At 70.2% G+C, this 16,111-nt stretch carries 17 protein-coding genes; 4 read left to right on the plus strand and 13 right to left on the minus strand.

The window, feature by feature from the left end; all coding sequences use genetic code 11:
• Positions 1–7: 7 nt before the first annotated feature.
• From ACIQM3_RS35770 to ACIQM3_RS35780, 3 genes are all read right to left on the minus strand, one after another.
• A complete protein-coding gene (locus ACIQM3_RS35770; protein ID WP_401632085.1) occupies positions 8–973 on the minus strand; it encodes an aldo/keto reductase in 966 nt (321 codons plus the stop codon).
• Between the two features lie 158 nt (positions 974–1,131).
• Positions 1,132–1,659, minus strand: a complete 528-nt coding sequence (locus tag ACIQM3_RS35775; RefSeq protein WP_401632088.1) for a DinB family protein — start codon at positions 1,657–1,659, stop codon at positions 1,132–1,134.
• Complete coding sequence (locus ACIQM3_RS35780; protein WP_401632090.1) at positions 1,656–2,891, minus strand: cytochrome P450; 1,236 nt, start codon at positions 2,889–2,891, stop codon at positions 1,656–1,658. Before ACIQM3_RS35780 ends, ACIQM3_RS35775 begins: the two co-directional genes overlap by 4 nt.
• 106 nt (positions 2,892–2,997) lie before the next feature.
• Here ACIQM3_RS35780 and ACIQM3_RS35785 point away from each other — a divergent pair, with 106 nt between their 5' ends.
• Positions 2,998–3,834, plus strand: a complete 837-nt coding sequence (locus ACIQM3_RS35785) for a hypothetical protein (protein ID WP_401632092.1) — start codon at positions 2,998–3,000, stop codon at positions 3,832–3,834.
• 54 nt (positions 3,835–3,888) lie between these two features.
• Entirely contained in the window at positions 3,889–5,961 is a 2,073-nt protein-coding gene (locus tag ACIQM3_RS35790; RefSeq protein ID WP_401632095.1) for an MDR family MFS transporter, read from the plus strand.
• A 13-nt stretch (positions 5,962–5,974) separates the two neighbouring features.
• Here ACIQM3_RS35790 and ACIQM3_RS35795 read toward each other — a convergent pair whose 3' ends face one another.
• The 4 genes from ACIQM3_RS35795 to ACIQM3_RS35810 all read right to left on the minus strand — a co-directional run bounded on the left by ACIQM3_RS35795 (position 5,975) and on the right by ACIQM3_RS35810 (position 8,469).
• Entirely contained in the window at positions 5,975–6,424 is a 450-nt protein-coding gene (locus tag ACIQM3_RS35795) for a YchJ family protein (protein ID WP_401632097.1), read from the minus strand.
• 73 nt (positions 6,425–6,497) lie between these two features.
• Positions 6,498–7,307, minus strand: a complete 810-nt coding sequence (locus tag ACIQM3_RS35800; protein WP_401632100.1) for an SAM-dependent methyltransferase — start codon at positions 7,305–7,307, stop codon at positions 6,498–6,500.
• 65 nt (positions 7,308–7,372) lie between these two features.
• Entirely contained in the window at positions 7,373–7,609 is a 237-nt protein-coding gene (locus tag ACIQM3_RS35805; RefSeq protein WP_014049581.1) for a DUF397 domain-containing protein, read from the minus strand.
• Positions 7,609–8,469 carry a helix-turn-helix domain-containing protein gene (locus ACIQM3_RS35810; RefSeq protein WP_401632103.1) on the minus strand — a complete coding sequence of 287 codons (861 nt, stop codon included), beginning with the start codon at positions 8,467–8,469 and terminating at the stop codon, positions 7,609–7,611. The genes ACIQM3_RS35805 and ACIQM3_RS35810 overlap by 1 nt, the downstream gene beginning before the upstream one ends.
• A 206-nt stretch (positions 8,470–8,675) precedes the next feature.
• Here ACIQM3_RS35810 and ACIQM3_RS35815 point away from each other — a divergent pair, with 206 nt between their 5' ends.
• Positions 8,676–9,134 carry an ATP-binding protein gene (locus tag ACIQM3_RS35815; RefSeq protein ID WP_401632105.1) on the plus strand — a complete coding sequence of 153 codons (459 nt, stop codon included), beginning with the start codon at positions 8,676–8,678 and terminating at the stop codon, positions 9,132–9,134.
• Positions 9,128–9,568 (plus strand): hypothetical protein, encoded by a 441-nt coding sequence (locus ACIQM3_RS35820; protein WP_401632107.1) that lies wholly within the window; start codon positions 9,128–9,130, stop codon positions 9,566–9,568. Before ACIQM3_RS35815 ends, ACIQM3_RS35820 begins: the two co-directional genes overlap by 7 nt.
• 4 nt (positions 9,569–9,572) lie before the next feature.
• Here ACIQM3_RS35820 and ACIQM3_RS35825 read toward each other — a convergent pair whose 3' ends face one another.
• The 6 genes from ACIQM3_RS35825 to ACIQM3_RS35850 form a co-directional block, all read right to left on the minus strand.
• Positions 9,573–10,916 (minus strand): 6-phospho-beta-glucosidase, encoded by a 1,344-nt coding sequence (locus ACIQM3_RS35825; protein ID WP_401632109.1) that lies wholly within the window; start codon positions 10,914–10,916, stop codon positions 9,573–9,575.
• An 82-nt stretch (positions 10,917–10,998) separates the two neighbouring features.
• On the minus strand, positions 10,999–12,525 hold the full coding sequence (locus ACIQM3_RS35830) for a cytochrome P450 (RefSeq protein ID WP_401632111.1): 1,527 nt from the start codon (positions 12,523–12,525) through the stop codon (positions 10,999–11,001).
• A gap of 76 nt (positions 12,526–12,601) precedes the next feature.
• Entirely contained in the window at positions 12,602–13,216 is a 615-nt protein-coding gene (locus tag ACIQM3_RS35835) for a GTP-binding protein (RefSeq protein ID WP_401632114.1), read from the minus strand.
• Positions 13,197–13,565, minus strand: coding sequence for a DUF742 domain-containing protein (locus tag ACIQM3_RS35840; protein WP_104783578.1), 369 nt, complete (start codon positions 13,563–13,565; stop codon positions 13,197–13,199). Before ACIQM3_RS35840 ends, ACIQM3_RS35835 begins: the two co-directional genes overlap by 20 nt.
• Positions 13,562–13,969 (minus strand): roadblock/LC7 domain-containing protein, encoded by a 408-nt coding sequence (locus ACIQM3_RS35845; protein ID WP_014152870.1) that lies wholly within the window; start codon positions 13,967–13,969, stop codon positions 13,562–13,564. The genes ACIQM3_RS35840 and ACIQM3_RS35845 overlap by 4 nt, the downstream gene beginning before the upstream one ends.
• On the minus strand, positions 13,966–15,600 hold the full coding sequence (locus ACIQM3_RS35850; RefSeq protein ID WP_401632118.1) for a sensor histidine kinase: 1,635 nt from the start codon (positions 15,598–15,600) through the stop codon (positions 13,966–13,968). Before ACIQM3_RS35850 ends, ACIQM3_RS35845 begins: the two co-directional genes overlap by 4 nt.
• Between the last annotated feature and the right edge of the window lie 511 nt (positions 15,601–16,111).

Below are 16,111 nucleotides of genomic sequence, written 5' to 3' on the forward strand. Positions count from 1 at the left end.
GCGGTCGTCAGGCCTCGTCGAGGCGCTTCCGCTGCTCGGTTTCCAGGCGCAGGTCCACAGCGGCAAGGAGCTCGTCGAGTTGCTCGACGGAACTGACCCCCACGATGGGAAGCACCGGAGGGGTGCCGTGCAGCAGCCAGGCCAGCACCACCTGGCTGGGCGTGGCACCCAGCTCGGACGCCACCTGGCGCAGCACTGCCAACCGGGGTGCGGTGCCCGGGTGATCGTAGGCCGCCGACAGGGGTTTGTCCTCGCGGGCATAGGCACCGGACAGGAGGGTGGAATAGGCCATGAGCGTCAGATCCGGCTCGCTGCCCACGTAATCCAGCATCTCCGGCGTCACATGGACGTGGCCCGCTTCGGGCAGGGCGACGTCGAACCGCGGCTGGAGGTAGGAATACCGCTGCTGCACACAGCTGTAGCTCGCCCATCCGTTCCCCCGGGCCACGGCGCGGGCCTGCTCGACGCGCCAGGCCGGATGGTTGGAGGCCCCCAGCACACCCACCTGGCCCTCGGAGACCAGTGCGTTCAAGGCACCAACGGTCTCCTCCAGCGGGACGGTCCGGTCCTCGACGTGCGACCAGTACAGATCGATACGGTCCGTGCCCAGGCGGCGCAGGCTCTCCTGCGCCGCCTTGCGCACTACGGGCGCGGAGAGACCTTCGGCTGTCTCCAGCCCGGTCCCGGGGACCGTGGGGCGCCCGCCGAACTTGGTGGAGATCACCACTTCCTCGCGCAGGTTCCGGGCGGCCAGCCACCGGCCGACCGTGGTCTCGCTCTCGTCCCCCGTGCTCCCCGGAAGCCAGAAGACGTAGTTGTCGGCGGTGTCGATGAAGTTGCCTCCCGCCTCGACGAAACGGTCGAGAACGGCGAAGGACGTGCGCTCGTCCACGGTGCTGCCGAAGGGCAGCGCCCCAAGGCAGAGCGCGCTGACCTCAGGTCCACTCGGGCCTCCGATGCGGCGTCGCAGCATATCGATTCTCCTTCGGGTCATACGGGGCATGTGGCCTGCGGACCACCGCACCGACAAACCTAGGCGCCATCGGTACGGAGACCCGGTCCGATCGCACGCCTGAGTTCCAGGCCAATTCCTGGGGGGGCGCGCGGATCAGCTGAGCCCGGACCTCCGGTTCAGTCGCCCGTCACCCCGTCGGTCCGCTCCCGCAGGAGATCGGCGTGGCCGTTGTGGCGGGCGTACTCCTGGATCATCAGCACGTAGACCGCGCGAAGGCTGAGGGTGACCTCGGGCGTGGACATGAAGCTCTCGTCGAGAGCGTGCCCGGTCACCGCCGCGTCGCATGCCGTGATCTCGGCCCGGTATCTCCCGAAGTCCCTCTCCGCGTGGGCCGGGTCCACGCCGTCGAAGCCCTCGTCACCGTCCGACGGCCCGGTGAAGACATCGCCGACGGGCTCGCCCGCGAAGCTGCGCCGGAACCACCACCGCTCGATCTCCGCCATGTGGCGGACCAGACCGAGAAGGGTGAGGTTCGACGGTTCCACGGTCGCCGTCGCCAGTCGTTCGGCACCGAGACCGGCGCACTTGGCCAGCAGGGTTTCCCGATGCCAGTTCAGCCAGCCCTCCAGCAGTTGGCGCTCAGGCAGCATGCCCAGAGTGCTCAATAGCGTGGTCCGCTCGATCCGCGGTGCCGTCCACGTCATGCGCCCACTGCTCCGAGCGGGGTGAAGCGGACCGGGAGCGATGCCGGTCCCCGGGTGAAGACGCCCTCCTCGGCCGGGGTGAAGCCGTCGGCGAGCCGGAGGTCCGGCATCGCGTCGAGCAGCTGGTTCACCCCGGTCTCGACCTCGGCCCTGGCCAGCAGGGCACCCACGCAGAAGTGCCGGCCCAGCGCGAACGCCAGGTGGTCGGCGGCCGCGGAGAACGCCGTGGTGCTGGTCAGGTCGTCACGGAACAGGTCGAAGCGGTCCGGTTCGGCGTAGCGGGCTCCGTCCCGGTTGGCCGACCCGATCAGACAGGTGACGGTGGCGCCGGCCGGGACGGTGCCCCCGGACAGCACCACCTCCCCCGCCGTCTGGCGCATGATCATGTGGACCGGCGGGGTGTAGCGCAGCGTCTCGGCGAAGGCCCGGTCGATCAGGGACCGGTCCCGCTGTACGGCGGCGAGCTGCTCGGGGTGTGCCAGGAGATTGGCGAAGACCGAGGCGATGGCCTTGTCGGTCGTCTCCCCGCCGGCCGCGAGCAGCAGGCTGCAGAACGCCTTGATGTCCTCGTCGCTCATCCGTACGCCGTCGACCTCGGCGGCGCAGAGCGCGGAGAGCAGATCGTCCCCCGGCTCCTCCCTGCGCTGCTGGATGACGGGGATCATGTAGTCGGCGAACTCCTGGCGGGTCCGCTCCCCCGCCTCCGCGACCGCGGGGTCGCCCGCGAGGTTGCCGAGGAAGGCGATGACGTTGGTGTACCAGCCGTGGAAGCGCTGGTGGTCCGCCCTGTCCAGGCCCAGCATGTCGGCGATGACCAGGACGGGGAAGCGGGTCGCGAACGCCTCGACGAGGTCCGCCTCCCCCTTGTGCCGGAAGGCGTCGATGAGCTCGCGGGCGTTGCGCTCGATGACGGGCAGGAACTTCTCCTGGAGGTCGGCGCCGCGGAAGGCGGGGGCGACCAGGGCCCGGCGTACGGCGTGTTCCCTGCCGCTGAGCTGGAGGATGGTGCGGCCGTGGACGGGCTCCAGCTGCCAGTCGTAGTTCTCGGTGGTGAACTCCTGCGCCCGGTCCTTGAAGACGCGCTCGACGTCCTCGTAACGCGAGACGAGATAGCTCCCCGTGGCCTCGTGGTGGATCAGCGGGGCACTCTCGCGCATCGCCCGGTAGGCCCCGTAGGGATCGGCGGCGAAGGCGGGCGAGAGAATATCGGGCGGTGAGGACGCCTGGGACACGTGTGACTCCTGTGGGGCAGAGAGCAGGGGCTTCATTGCTGTGAACGGGCAACACCAGCAAGGCTATTGACCGTCAGCCGGATAGCGAACCCCCTGGGAGTATTTCTTGATCGCCGGGCCCGAGGCACCACGTCCGTCCGTCCTGTTCGTCACCGACCTCGCCTACGAGGCGCGGGGGCGGCGCTACTGCGACGAGGACATTTTCCTGACGTCCCGGCTGCGCGAGACCTTCGACGTCGCGCTCTGTCACCCCCGTGACGCGGCGGCGCTGCTGGACGGGTTCGACGCGGTCGTCGTCCGCAACAGCGGACCGGTCCTGCACTACCAGGAGGCGTACGACGCGTTCCGTACCCGCGCTCGGGATTCGGGGACGCGGGTGTACAACACGCTCGACGGGCGGGGGGACATGGCCGGCAAGCAGTATCTGGTCGATCTGAGCCGGGCCGGCCTCCCGGTGATCCCGACCGTGGACCGTGCGGCGGATCTCGGCCTGCTCCCCCGCTCGGCCGGTTATGTGGTCAAGCCCAAGCTCGGCGCGGACTCGGTGGGCCTGCGTTTCACCGAGAGGCCGGAGTATCCCGAGGGTGCCGACGGCACACTGCTCGTCCAGCCCAGGATCGACTTCCGCTACGAGGTGTCCTTCTACTTCGTCGACCACGACTTCCAGTACGCCCTCCACGCACCGCGTCCGGACAGGCGCTGGGTGCTCGAACCGTATGTCCCGAGCCCTGAGGACCTGGACTTCGCACGCCGATTCGTCGAGTGGAACACCCTCACGCACGGCATCCAGCGGGTGGACGCCTGCCGGACGCCGGAGGGCGGCCTGCTGCTCGTCGAGCTGGAGGACCTCAATCCGTATCTGTCGCTCGACCTCGTTCCGGAGAGGGTCCGCGAGGCGTTCGTCACCCGGATGAGGGAGTCCGTACGGGAGCTGCTGGCCTGACCCGTCCGGCCCGTCCCGCATGCGTGGGGCCTGACCGGGTGTGAGGGTGCGAGGGTGACCACTGCCAGCGAGACCGCCCCCGCCGCGCAGAGTGCCGCAGCGCCGCCCGTCCTCGACCCAGGACGCCGGAACATCGTGTTCGCCACGATCGTCCTGGGGATCCTGCTCGCCGCGCTGGACCAGACGATCGTGGGAACGGCGCTCCCCACGATCGTCTCGGACCTCGGCGGTGCGGAGCACATGTCGTGGGTCGTGACGGCGTATCTGCTGGCGGAGACCGTGGCGACGGTCCTGGTCGGCAAGTTCGGCGACCTCTTCGGCCGGAAGTTGATCTTCCAGATCTCGGCCGTCATCTTCATCACGGGCTCGTTCCTCTGCGGCCTCGCGTCCAACATGCTGCTGCTGATCATCTGGCGTGGTCTGCAGGGCATCGGGGCGGGCGGACTCATGGTCACCGCCATGGCGCTGATCGCCGATGTCATCCCGCTGCGCGAACGGGGCAAGTACCAGGGGGCGATCGGTGCGGTCTTCGGCGTCGCCACGGTGGTCGGTCCGCTGCTGGGCGGGCTGTTCACCGACCATCTGACCTGGCGGTGGGCGTTCTACGTCAATGTGCCGATCGCGATCGTGGTGGTCATCGCCGCCGCCCGCACCATCCCGTCCGTGCGCGCGGCCGGACGCCCGGTCATCGACTACCTGGGCATCGCGCTGGTCGCCGTCGGCGCCAGCGCGCTGATCCTCGGCACGAGCTGGGGCGGCAACGAGTACGCCTGGGGCTCACCGGTCATCATCGGTCTGTTCATCGGCGGCCTCGTCGCGCTGGCGCTCTTCTGCGTCGTGGAGACACGGGCGAAGGAGCCGATGCTGCCGATGCGGCTGTTCCGCAATCCGGTGTTCGCGGTCTGCTCCGTCCTCAGCTTCATCGTGGGCTTCGCCATGCTCGGCGCGATGATCTATCTGCCGACCTATCTGCAGTACGTCGACGGGGACTCGGCCACCCTGTCCGGGGTGCGGACCCTGCCCCTGGTGGTGGGTCTGCTGGCGGCCTCGATCTTCAGCGGCAACGTGGTGAGCAAGACCGGCCACTACCGCTTCTTCCCCGTCGTCGGTTCGCTCGTCATGGCGGTCGGCCTCTACCTCCTGTCCCGGATGGGCCCGGGCAGCGGCATCTGGCTGGAGTCGCTGTACATGCTGGTGCTGGGCATCGGCATCGGTCTGTCGATGCAGGTGCTGACGATCGCCGTGCAGAACACCGTCGACTACTCGGACCTCGGCACCGCCACGTCCGGCGTGACGTTCTTCCGTACGCTCGGCAGCTCGTTCGGCACGGCGGTGTTCGGCACGATCTACGCCAACGCTCTGCGGCCGAATCTGACGCAGGGCGTCGAGCAGGCAGCGCGGGCGGGCGGTGATCCGGCCTCGCTGGCACGCGTCGCGGAGAGTCCGAAGGCCGTGCACGCTCTGCCCGCCGGCCAGACCGCGCCCCTCACCCAGGCGTACGCGGACACCCTGCACACCGTCTTCCTCTGGACGGTGCCGGTGGCCCTGCTGGGTTTCGTCGTCTCGCTCTTCCTGAAGCAGGTGAAGCTGCGCGACAGCGCCCGTGCGGGCTCGACCGACATGGGTGACGGCTTCGCCCAGCCGCAGACCGGCGACGCGGCGAAGGTGCTCGAATCCTCGGTGGCCAGGATCCTGCACCAGGCCGGCCCCGATACGGCCCGGCGGATCGTCGCGGAGTCCGACACCCGGCTCGACATGGCGGGGGCCTGGGCCGTGATGCAGGTCGACCTCTTCACCCGGATGGTCGGCCACGCGGGGCTCACGCTGATCGCCGCCCGGCACCGGATCCCGCCGGAGGTGCTGGTGCCCGTCTTCGACCGGATGATGGAGGAGGGCTATCTCACCGGGGACGGCCGGCTCTTCACCCATACGGCGGCGGGCAGTCGTGAGGCGTCGACGATCTCGGCGGCCTGGGGCCGCTGGCTCAACGACCGGCTGGCCGAGGACGGTGCCCGGCCCGACGACCGGCAGCTGCGCGCGGCGGTCGACGTGATCGCCAAGCGGCTGCTCGCGGAGGACCTGGAGCAGCAGCTCGCCCCGCCCGAGCGGACGGGGGTCCCGGCCTGATCCGGGCCGAGGACTACTCGACGAAGACCGCGGTCTCGTACACCCAGGCACCCTGCTCGCGGACGAAGCGGCTCTGCTCGTGGAGCGAGTCGGGCCTGCCGTCGTCGGTGTAGTGGGCGCGGAAGGTGACCGTACCGGTGGTGTGGAAGGCGCTGCCCTCGGTGGTGGCCAGGATCTCCAGCCGCTCCCAGCGCAGGGCCGGGTCGAAGTCGACAGCCGGCGGGCGGGCCGCCGGATGCCACGTGCGCAGCAAATATCCGGCGTCCCGGACGACGAAGGCGGCGTACCGCGAGCGCATCAGCGCCTCGCACGTCGGGGCGGCGACGGTGCCCGCGTGCAGCCGGCCGCAGCACTCCCCGTAGGCGGCCGGCAGACCGCACGGACACGGTGTTTCCGGGGTGATCCGCGGGGGCCCTGCCTGCGGGGCGTCCGGCCGGCGGGGGCGTGAGGTGCGTCGTGACATGGGTCCATTGTGACCTGCCGGCCGTGGCGCCCGGGGAACGGGGCAGGAGACGGCGGTCCCCCGCCGTGCGCGGTCAGCGCTTGCGCGCCACGCCCGCGTAACCGGGGATCGGCTCGACGCCGGGTACGTCGATGACCTCGCCGAGCTCCGGACGCCAGTCCGCGGAGAGCGAGACGCCCGGCTCGACGAGTTCGAGGCCGTGGAAGAACGTGGTGAGTTCGGCGCGCGAGCGGGGCCGCAGGGTCATCCCCCGCGCCTTGTACATGGCACGGGCCTGGGCCGCGCCCTCGGGGTCGAAGTCACCCGTGGTGTGCGACAGCACCAGATAGCTGCCGGAGGGCAGCTGCTCCACGAGGCGGTCGACGAGCTCGGCGGCCCCGTCCTCGTCGTCGACGAAGTGCAGCAGGGCGAGGAGGGAGAGCGCGATCGGCCGGTCGAAGTCGAGGATCTTGCCCGCCGCCTCCAGGATGGCGTCGGGCCTGCGGGCGTCGGCCTGGATGTATTCGGTGGCGCCCTCGGGCGTGGAGCGCAGCAGCGCCGCCGCGTGCGCGAGGACGATCGGGTCGTTGTCGCAGTAGACGACGCGCGCGTCCGGGGCGGTCCCCTGGGCGATCTGGTGAAGATTCGGCTCGGTGGGTATGCCCGATCCGATGTCGAGGAACTGCCGCACGCCGCTCTCCGCGAGCCAGCGGGTGGCCCGGTGCATGAAGGCACGGTTGACCCGGGCCATGTCGCGGCCCCGGGCATCCAGGGCGAGCAGCTGCTGGGCCATCTGTTCGTCGACCGGGTAGTTGTCCTTGCCGCCGAGGAACCAGTCGTACATCCGTGCCGGATGCGGCTTGCTCGTGTCGATCTCGACGGCCTGGGAATCCTGCCCGGTCATAACGCACTCCGTTGGTCGGGGACTTCGGCGAACAGCGTGTGGTGCGACAATAGGCGGCTCGTGCGTCAGGTGAGAAGGAAATCGGCCTGTCCGGCCTTGGCGCCCTGGATGAAGGCGGCGATCTCGCCGTTGGAGTAGATGAGAGCGGGCCCGTCCGGGTCCGCGGACTGACGGACCGCCACCCTGCCGTCGGCCAGCTTCATGGCCTCGATGCAATTGCCGCCGTTACCACCGCTCCACGGCTTGTACCAGCCTTCGGTGCCGAGGTCGGCGGCCGGCATGCCGTTGTATATGTGGTTCATCACAGCTCCTTGCGGAAGTCCCTGAGGATTTCCTTCGTGCGTTGTGCAGTTGCGGCCTGAGCCGCCATTCGGTCCATGACCTCGAGATAAGAGGCCACCTCCGGGCGCGCGTCGAAGTACACGGCGCCTGTCAGGTACTCGCTGTAGACCATGTCGGGCAGCTCGGGGACCGCGAAGCGGAAGAGGACGAACGGGCCGTACGTACCCGGGTGGTGGCCCGTCGCGAACTCCGCGATCTGCAGGGTCACGTTGGGCAGGTCGGTCGCTTCGAGCAGGCGGTCGACCTGGGCCCGCATGGCGTCGGGGCCGCCGACGGGGCGGCGCAGGACCGTCTCGTCCATGACCACCCAGAGCTTCGGCGCCTCCGCCTTGGTGAGCAGTGCCTGCCGCTCCATCCGCAGTGCCACATGGCGCTCGATGTCGGCGGGCCTGGTCTGGCCGACCGCGCCGGTGCGAAGCACGGAGCGCGCGTAGTCCTCGGTCTGCAGCAGCCCGGGGACGAAGTGCGGCTCGTACGTGCGCAGGAGGCTCGCGGCGCCCTCCAGGCTGACGTACATGCTGAACCAGTCGGGCAGCACATCGTGGAAACGCTGCCACCAACCGGGCTTGTTGGCCTCTTCTGCGAGTTCGACGAAGGCGTCGGTCTCGTCGTCTGCGATCCCGTAGGCCTTGAGGAGGAGCTGGACGTACGGGATCTTCAGCCCGACCTCGGCGGTCTCCATCCTGCGTATGGTCCCCGGGGCGACACGGAGCACCTTCGCCGCCTGGTCCCGGCTCAGGCCCACGCGTTCCCGCAGGTCCTGCAGACGCTTACCGAGAACGACCTGGCCCACGGTCGGGGCCGACCGCGGTTCGCTCACTTCAGACCTCCCGATGCGCTGTGTGCGAGCAGTGTGCCATGCGCGGGGCTTCAGGGACACAGTCACTCTGAATTTTTCAGAGTGCCTCTTGCCAAGTGTTCATGTCAGGGGGAGAGTTGGTAACCGAACCAAGTTCGCGTGGTCGCGCCCGCCCCGTTGCGGGACGGTGCGAAGCGTGACACAGCCCCCACTGTGAGGAATCGGTCGTGGCACCTGGCAGTGCGCTCATCCCCCGGCTCATGGACCTCAGCCCCGGGGCGGAGGCGCTCCGTTACTGCTTCGCGCTGCCGGCGCACCCCGAGTCGGTGGCCGGTGCGCGGCGCCTCACCCGGGCCCGGCTGGCGGACTGGCGGCTGACGGGGGACGCCCACGACGCGGCGGTGCTGATCGTCTCCGAGCTCGTGACAAACGCGGTGGTGCACACCGCGAGCGCCCGGGTCGTCTGCGAACTCCGCTGCGACGACGGCCGGTTGCGCATAGCCGTACAGGACCAGGGGCACCAGCCCGGCGGCCCCCGGCTGTCCCTCACCGCCGACGGGGAGCACGGGCGCGGGCTGCTGCTCGTCGACTCCATGAGCACGGCGTGGGGGTCCCACGACGCGGGGAACCACTCCGGGCGCATCGTATGGGCCGAGCTGCCGTACGGCCCGGAGCCGACATGCTGAAGCACGCCCTGGCCCAGCTGCTCGGCGCGCGTCGCGCCCGGGTCCCGGAGGAGGACGGCGCACCGGGCCGGGTCCGGCTTCCGCTGCCGCCCGCGCTGTCGGCGAGCCTCGGCTGCGACGCGGTGGGCGTGCCCGCGCGGTACGGATTCAGGCTGATGTCGCATCTGCCGCGCGCCGGATGCGTGTTCGCCGACGCCGACCGGTGGTGGTGGATCGTCCCGTCGGGTTCGGATCTCGATCTGGACTGGCCGGAGCAGGCGTCGTACGCCGCCGGTGCCTTTGTCCCCGCCGGGCGCCCCCGGCTGATCCACGCACCGGACAGCCGGACGCCGTACACGCCGCCCATTCCGCTCTTCCTCATGGTGTGTCAGGTCACCGGCGTCGTGCCGTCCTGGGACCCGTCCGGCCGGCCGAAGGCCGTGCCGGCTCCCTGACCGGTCACGGCGCGAGGTAGGCGAGGCCGGGGTGGACCTTCGTGTAGCCGTCGACCAGCCGGCGGGCCACGGAGACGGAGTCGACCAGCGGGTGCAGGGCGAAGGCTTTGACTGCCGCGGCACGCGAGCCGGTCTCCGCCGCTTCGAGCACCGCGCGTTCCACCGCCTTGACGGCGGTGACCAGGCCGACCGCGTGGTACGGGAGCGGGTCGACGGCCACGGGGTGGGCGCCGTTGGCGTCGACCAGGCAGGGCACCTCGATGACGGCGTCCTCGTCGAGCACCGAGAGGGTGCCCCGGTTGCGGACGTCGAGGATCAGGGAGGTCCGTTCGTTGCGGGCGACGGCCCGCATCAGGGCGAGGGCCACCTGTTCGTAGCCCCCGGAGTCCAGATCGCTCTCCTCACGCTCGCCGGCCCCGGCCACGTCGCGGTTCTCCGCCATGTACGTGGCCTCGCGTTCGGCGCGCGTACGGTCCCAGGTGGTGAGCGCCGGGGCGGCCGGATCCTTCATCCGGGCGTAGAAGCCCTCCTGCTGGTCGCGGAGGAACGCGCCGCGGGTCCGGTCGGCCTCCTGGTAGGCGCGGACCGCTTCCCGGTTGAAGTAGTAGTAGTGCAGGTACTCGTTGGGGATCGAGCCGAGGGAGCGCAGCCAGTCCGCCCCGAAGAGCCTGCCCTCCTCGAAGGAGCCGAGCAGCGCGGAATCGGCGAGCAGGCGCGGGAGTTCGTCGCGGCCGTCCACCTCCAGGCCACGCACCCAGCCGAGGTGGTTGAGCCCGACGTAGTCGACCCTGGCCCGGTCCGGATCGGCGCCCAGGACCCGGGCGATGCGCCGGCCGAGCCCCACCGGGGAGTCGCAGATCCCGATGACCCTGTCGCCGAGGTGCCGGGACATGGCCTCGGTGACCAGACCGGCCGGGTTGGTGAAGTTGATGACCCATGCGTCGGGGGCGAGCCGCGCGATGCGCCGGGCGAGTGCGACCGCGACGGGCACGGTGCGGAGCCCGTACGCGATACCGCCCGCACCGACCGTCTCCTGACCCAGGACGCCTTCGTCGAGTGCGACACGTTCGTCCGAGGCTCGGCCTTCGAGGCCGCCGACGCGGATCGCGGAGAAGACGAAGTCCGCGCCGCGCAGTGCCTCGTCGAGATCGTCGGTGGCGACGACCGCGGGCGCGTCATGGATGCCCCGCGCCTGTTCGTCGAGGACCCGGGCGACGGCGGTGAGCCGGTCCCCGTCCGTGTCGTACAGGGTCACCCGCGAGACGCGGCCCTCGGCGTGATCGCCGAGCAGTGCCCCGTACACCAGAGGGACCCGGAATCCGCCGCCGCCAAGAATTGTCAGCTTCACGCTGCTCGATGGTACGGGCCCGGCAGCCGGTTGCCCCGGACCCGGAGGTCCGGGGCAACCGGCACGGCGGGCGGTGCCGGTGTCAGTGGCCGTTCCACCACCGTACGACGGCGCGCCAGATCCTCGTCGGCCCGCTCCGCTGCGCCGGGATGAGAGCTCCCTCCCCGGGTGCCGCGTACTGCGGCTCGGCGGTGCGCACTCCGGCCGGGACCTGGCCCACCGGGGGGGCCATGGGGCCGCGGGGGGTGACGGGCGACGACACCTCCCAGTCGACGTGCGAACGGGACCGGGCCACCGCGGGCAGGGGTTCGGCGTCGATCTCCTGCTCAGGGGCAGGGGCGAAGCCCGCCGGCAGGTCCACCAGGTGCCGTGACATGAAGTTCCCGGCCCAGTTCAGCTTCTCCTCGTCGACACCGAGTTCCAGGTCGGGCAGGCGCATCAGCAGGGCATCGACGCCGACGTCGGCGATGGCGCGTCCGATGTCCTGGCCGGGGCACTCGTGGGGGCCGCTGCTGAACGCCAGGTGAGCGCGGTTGCCCTCCATGTTGACGCTGAGGTCGGGCCGGACGGCGGGGTCGGTGTTGGCCGGCGCGATGCCGACGATCAGGGCGTCCCCCGCCTTGATCTGCTGTCCGCCCAGCTCGGTGTCGCCCACCGCCCAGCGGCCGAGGACCGAGGTGAAGGGCGGTTCGTCCCACAGGGTCTGCTCGACCGCCTCGGGCACGGTCATGTGCCCGCCGCTGAGCCTGGCCCGGAACCTGGGGTCCGTGAGGACCATGCGCAGCACGTTGGCGATCAGGTTGGTGGTCGTCTCGTAGGCGACGATCAGAACCACCCGCAGGTGCTCGCTGACCTCCTTGTCGGTGAGGCCTGCGGGGTGTTCGACCAGCCAGGTGGCGAAGTCCTCGGCGGGGGCCGCCCGGCGGCGCTGGACCAGCCTGTCGAGTGCCGCGATCACGTAGGCGTTGCTCGCGACCGCGGTCTCCGAGCCCCGCGTCATGTCGCGGGCGGCCTGCACCAGACGGTCGCCGTACTCCTCCGGCATGCCGATGATCGCGCACATCACCATCATCGGGAGGCGCTCGGCGAACTGGCTGACCAGCTCGACCCGGCCCTCCCGGCAGAAGTCGTTGACGAGCCGGTTGCTGTACCGGTTGATGTGGCGGCGCACCCCACGGGTGTCGATGCGCGCCATGCTGTCGGTGACCGCGCCGCGCAGCCGTTCGTGTTCGGCGCCTTCCGCGAACGAGCACACCGGCTGCCAGGTGAACAGCGGTGCGAGCGGATGGTCCGGGGCCACGCTGCCGTCCTGCAGGCCGCGCCACCGCCGCGAGTCGCGGGAGAACTGCGAGGGGGTCCGGGTCATGTGGAGGTTCTCGCTGTGCCCGAGCACCAGCCAGGCGGGAACGTCCTCGTGCAACAGGACGGGCGCCACCGAGCCGTGTTCGGCGCGCAGCTTCTCGTACAGGCCCGTGGGGTCCGCCTCGGCCTCCGGGCCGTACAGCCGGCGCAGGCCGCCGGGCCCGATGCCCATGCCGTGCGCGGGGCATTGCGGGGGCGGCACCGGACCGGTGGCCGAGCCGGGTTCATGCTGGAAGGGGGTTGTCACAGTGGCTCCTGGTAAGACGTTCCGGGACCGGGCGAGTGGGGACAGGGCCCGTTCAGAGGCAGAGTGTGTGCCGCCGTCAGGCGAGCGGCACGGCAAGGCGGTGCAGGTATCGCATCAGGGTCATCAGCACATCGCGGCTGGAGGTGCGCAGCCGGGCGTCGCAGTCGATCATCGGGACCTCGTCGGGCAGGTCCAGGGCGCTGCGCAGCGCCTCGACGGGGTGGCGCGGCGCGCCGGGGAAGGTGTTGACGGCCACCACGAACGGGACGCCACGCTCCTCCAGCCTGCCGATGACGTCGAAACTGACCTGGAGCCGACGGGTGTCGATGAGGACGACGGCTCCGAGCGCTCCTTCGAATAGTCCGTTCCACAGGAACCAGAAGCGCTCCTGGCCGGGGGTGCCGAACAGGTAGAGGATCAGTTCGTCGCTGAGGCTGATCCGCCCGAAGTCCATGGCGACGGTGGTGGCGGTCTTGGTCTCCACACCCACGTTGTCGTCCACGCCGACACCGGCCTGGGTCATGGTCTCTTCGGTGGTCAGGGGCCGGATCTCGCTCACCGAGCCGACCATGGTCGTCTTGCCGACCCCGAACCCGCCCACGACGACGACCTTCACCGCGGCCGTGGCCGTGTCGGGAAGGACGTCCTCGTTGCGGGGGCCCGTGATCGTGTCAGAGCTTCTGAAGTCCATGCATCACCGCTTCGAGGAGGGACCGGTCCGGGAGCGCGGCGCGGACGATGGGCGCGCGCGACTCGATCAGTTCGGTCGCCAGGAGTTCTGTCAGGAGCGAGGTGACCACACTGAAGGGGAGACTCAGATAGGCCGAGATCTCGGCGACGGACAACGGCGCCCTGCAGAGCCGCAGGATCGCGGCCTGCTCGGGCTGGACCGTCGGCGACGGCTCGGCCTGCGCCACCACCATGGTGACGAGGTCGAGTTCAGCCCTTTCACCGTCGGGGGCGCCGGTGATCACGTACAGCCGTTCCGGGTCGCTCACCGCCGGGTCGGCCTTACGGCGTTCTCGCCGGGGAGGACTCATCCGGCCTGCCCGTCGTGGCGCGGAGGACTCGTCAGGTGCGCACCGATACGGACGACCATGTCGCGCATGCGGGCACCCACCAGTCCGGCGTCGACCGTCTCGCCGGCGAGGACCGCGAGGTAGGCACCGGCGCCCGCCGCCATCAGGTAGAAGAACCCTCCGGTGACCTCGATGACGACGAGCTTCATCAGGCCGTCGCTGTAGGGGATCTCGGTGGCGACGGCCGCGGCCAGACTCTGCAGCCCGGCACAGGCGGCGGCGAGACGGTCGGCGACGTCGGGGTCGCCGCCGTGCCGGGCGATGCGGAGTCCGTCGGCGGAGAGCACCACGATCTGGTGGATGCTCGGTACGTCGTCGGCCAGTTCCTTGAGCATCCAGTCCATGTTTCCCCGCTGCTGGATCACTTCTCGTCTCCCTTGTCCCACACGTCGTCAGATTCTGTGTCGTGCTTCGGCTCCTTGGGCACACCGTTGACGGCCTGGGTGAAGGCCTCCAGCCAGAGACCGGGCGGTGCCGTGCCGCCGCCGCCCTGTCCGTTGTGCCCCTTGCGGGCGGCGGGCTCCGAAGCCGATGCCGACTGCTGCGGGAGGTTGTGCGAACCGAGGGGCGCACGCCCTCGGCTTCGGCGCTGCGGGAGTCCGCCGTCGGTCCACTCGGTCACGACGATCTCGTCGTCGCCCATGGCTGACGCGGTGGGCGCGGACCGTGCGGCTGACGCCGCCGGGGCCGGTGCGGGGGCCGGCGCCGGGGGCGCGAGCGACGGGACGGGCCCGGTCGCGGCGGGGCGCGTCTTGTGCTTGCCGCGCGGCGGGACGACGTGCTTCATCTGCGACATGTCGAGCGAGCTCTGGGGCCGCGAGGTGGCGCCGATGCCGTGTGCGATGCCGGGGGCCGGGCCGGTGGTGATCATGTCGCGCGGCACGATGAGTACGGCGCGGACCCCTCCGTACGCGGACTGGCGCAAGGAGACCTGGAGTTGGTACATGCGGGCGAGCCGGCCGACGACTGCCATGCCGAGGCGCGGGGACTCCCCCAGGTCGTTCATGTTGATGCCGGCCTGGGCCTGGGCGAGCATGTTCTCGGCCCGCGCACGGGCCTCCTCGCTGAGGCTGACTCCGCCGTCCTCGATCTCGATGGCGATGCCGGTCTGCACCTCGACCGCGGTGACGTGCACCCGGGTCTGGGGCGGCGAGTAACGCGTCGCGTTGTCCAGGAGTTCGGCGCAGGCGTGGATGAGCGGCTCGACCGCGGTGCCGACGATGGCGACCTTGGCGATCGAGTGCAGATCGACGCGCTGGTACTCCAGGATCCGGGACATGGCTCCGCGCAACACGCTGAACAGCGGTACGGCCTTGGGCCACTGGCGGCTGGGGCGGGCGCCGCCGAGCACGGCGATGGAGTCGGCGAGCCGGCCGATCAGCGCGGTGCCGTGGTCGATGCGGAGCAGGTCGTCGAACACATCGGGGTTGCGCCCGTGGTGGTCCTCCATCTCCCGGAGTTCACTGGCCTGTCGGTGGACGATGGCCTGGACCCGGCGGGCGACGCTGACGAAGGCGCGCTGCGCGGAGTCACGCATCGCCTCTTCGTTGTCGATGATGTCGAGGACCTGGAGGACCAGGGCGCGTTGCGCCTTGGGGAGGTTCCGGTACGAAGCGTCCGCGTCGACGATGTCGCGCATCACCTCCTGCGGCGAGTTGCTCGCCCGCAGCCTGCGGATCGCGGCCGGCAGGAGTTCCTTGCTGAGTCGTTCCGTCTCCTGGTCGTACGTGGCGACGCGGTGCTCCAGGGCGGCGATGCGCTGTTCGTACTCGGCGCGCTGGACGCGCATCGCCCGGCGCCGGCGGTTCAGCACGACGGTGAGCGTGGCGACCACGACTGTGGCGATCGCGCCGCACCAGACGACTGCCGCCCGTGTGGCCCCGGTGACCGGCACCGCGCCTGCGGCGGTCGCACCGGCCATCAGCACGACGGGCAGGAGCGCCGCGCGCACTACGGGGATGTCTCTGTTGGTCGGCGGTGATTCAACACGGACCATCTAAACCCTCTGGCGGTTGATTCGGGAAGGTATTCGGGATGCACGGCACTAGTACGCACATTTGTGAACAAGTGCTCGAATTGCATATCAACTCGACTTCACTGCGCGTGAGCCTAGCCAGATCAGAACAGCGCTTCGGCATATTCGCCCAACCCCCTGCGCGAGCACGCGGGCAGTAATACACTCGCCAGTTTTCGCACTCAACGCCGTCGAGCGTGCGCGGGGAGTGACGCTCTACGGGAATCGGGAGAAAGCAGACCCCGATGTCCCACCCTGCGGGACACCGGCACCTTCGGGGCAGCCGTTCCGGGCCGTGAATTTCCAGCAGAAACGAGAAATTATGCGTACGCGCGAGCGATAACCATCAGCCCATACGAATAGAAGTGCACCTCAGAGCGGGACGAGGGCACATGTGATCGAATCGGATCGAAAGGAGCAGATCCCTGAGCGACGGACGGATGTACGAAGCCTCGGCGCGGAATCCGCGCGGGGCGAGCCGTCCGGTCGACGG

The organism is Streptomyces sp. NPDC091271 (genome assembly GCF_044757505.1).
In the GTDB taxonomy this organism is placed as follows: Bacteria; Actinomycetota; Actinomycetes; order Streptomycetales; family Streptomycetaceae; genus Streptomyces.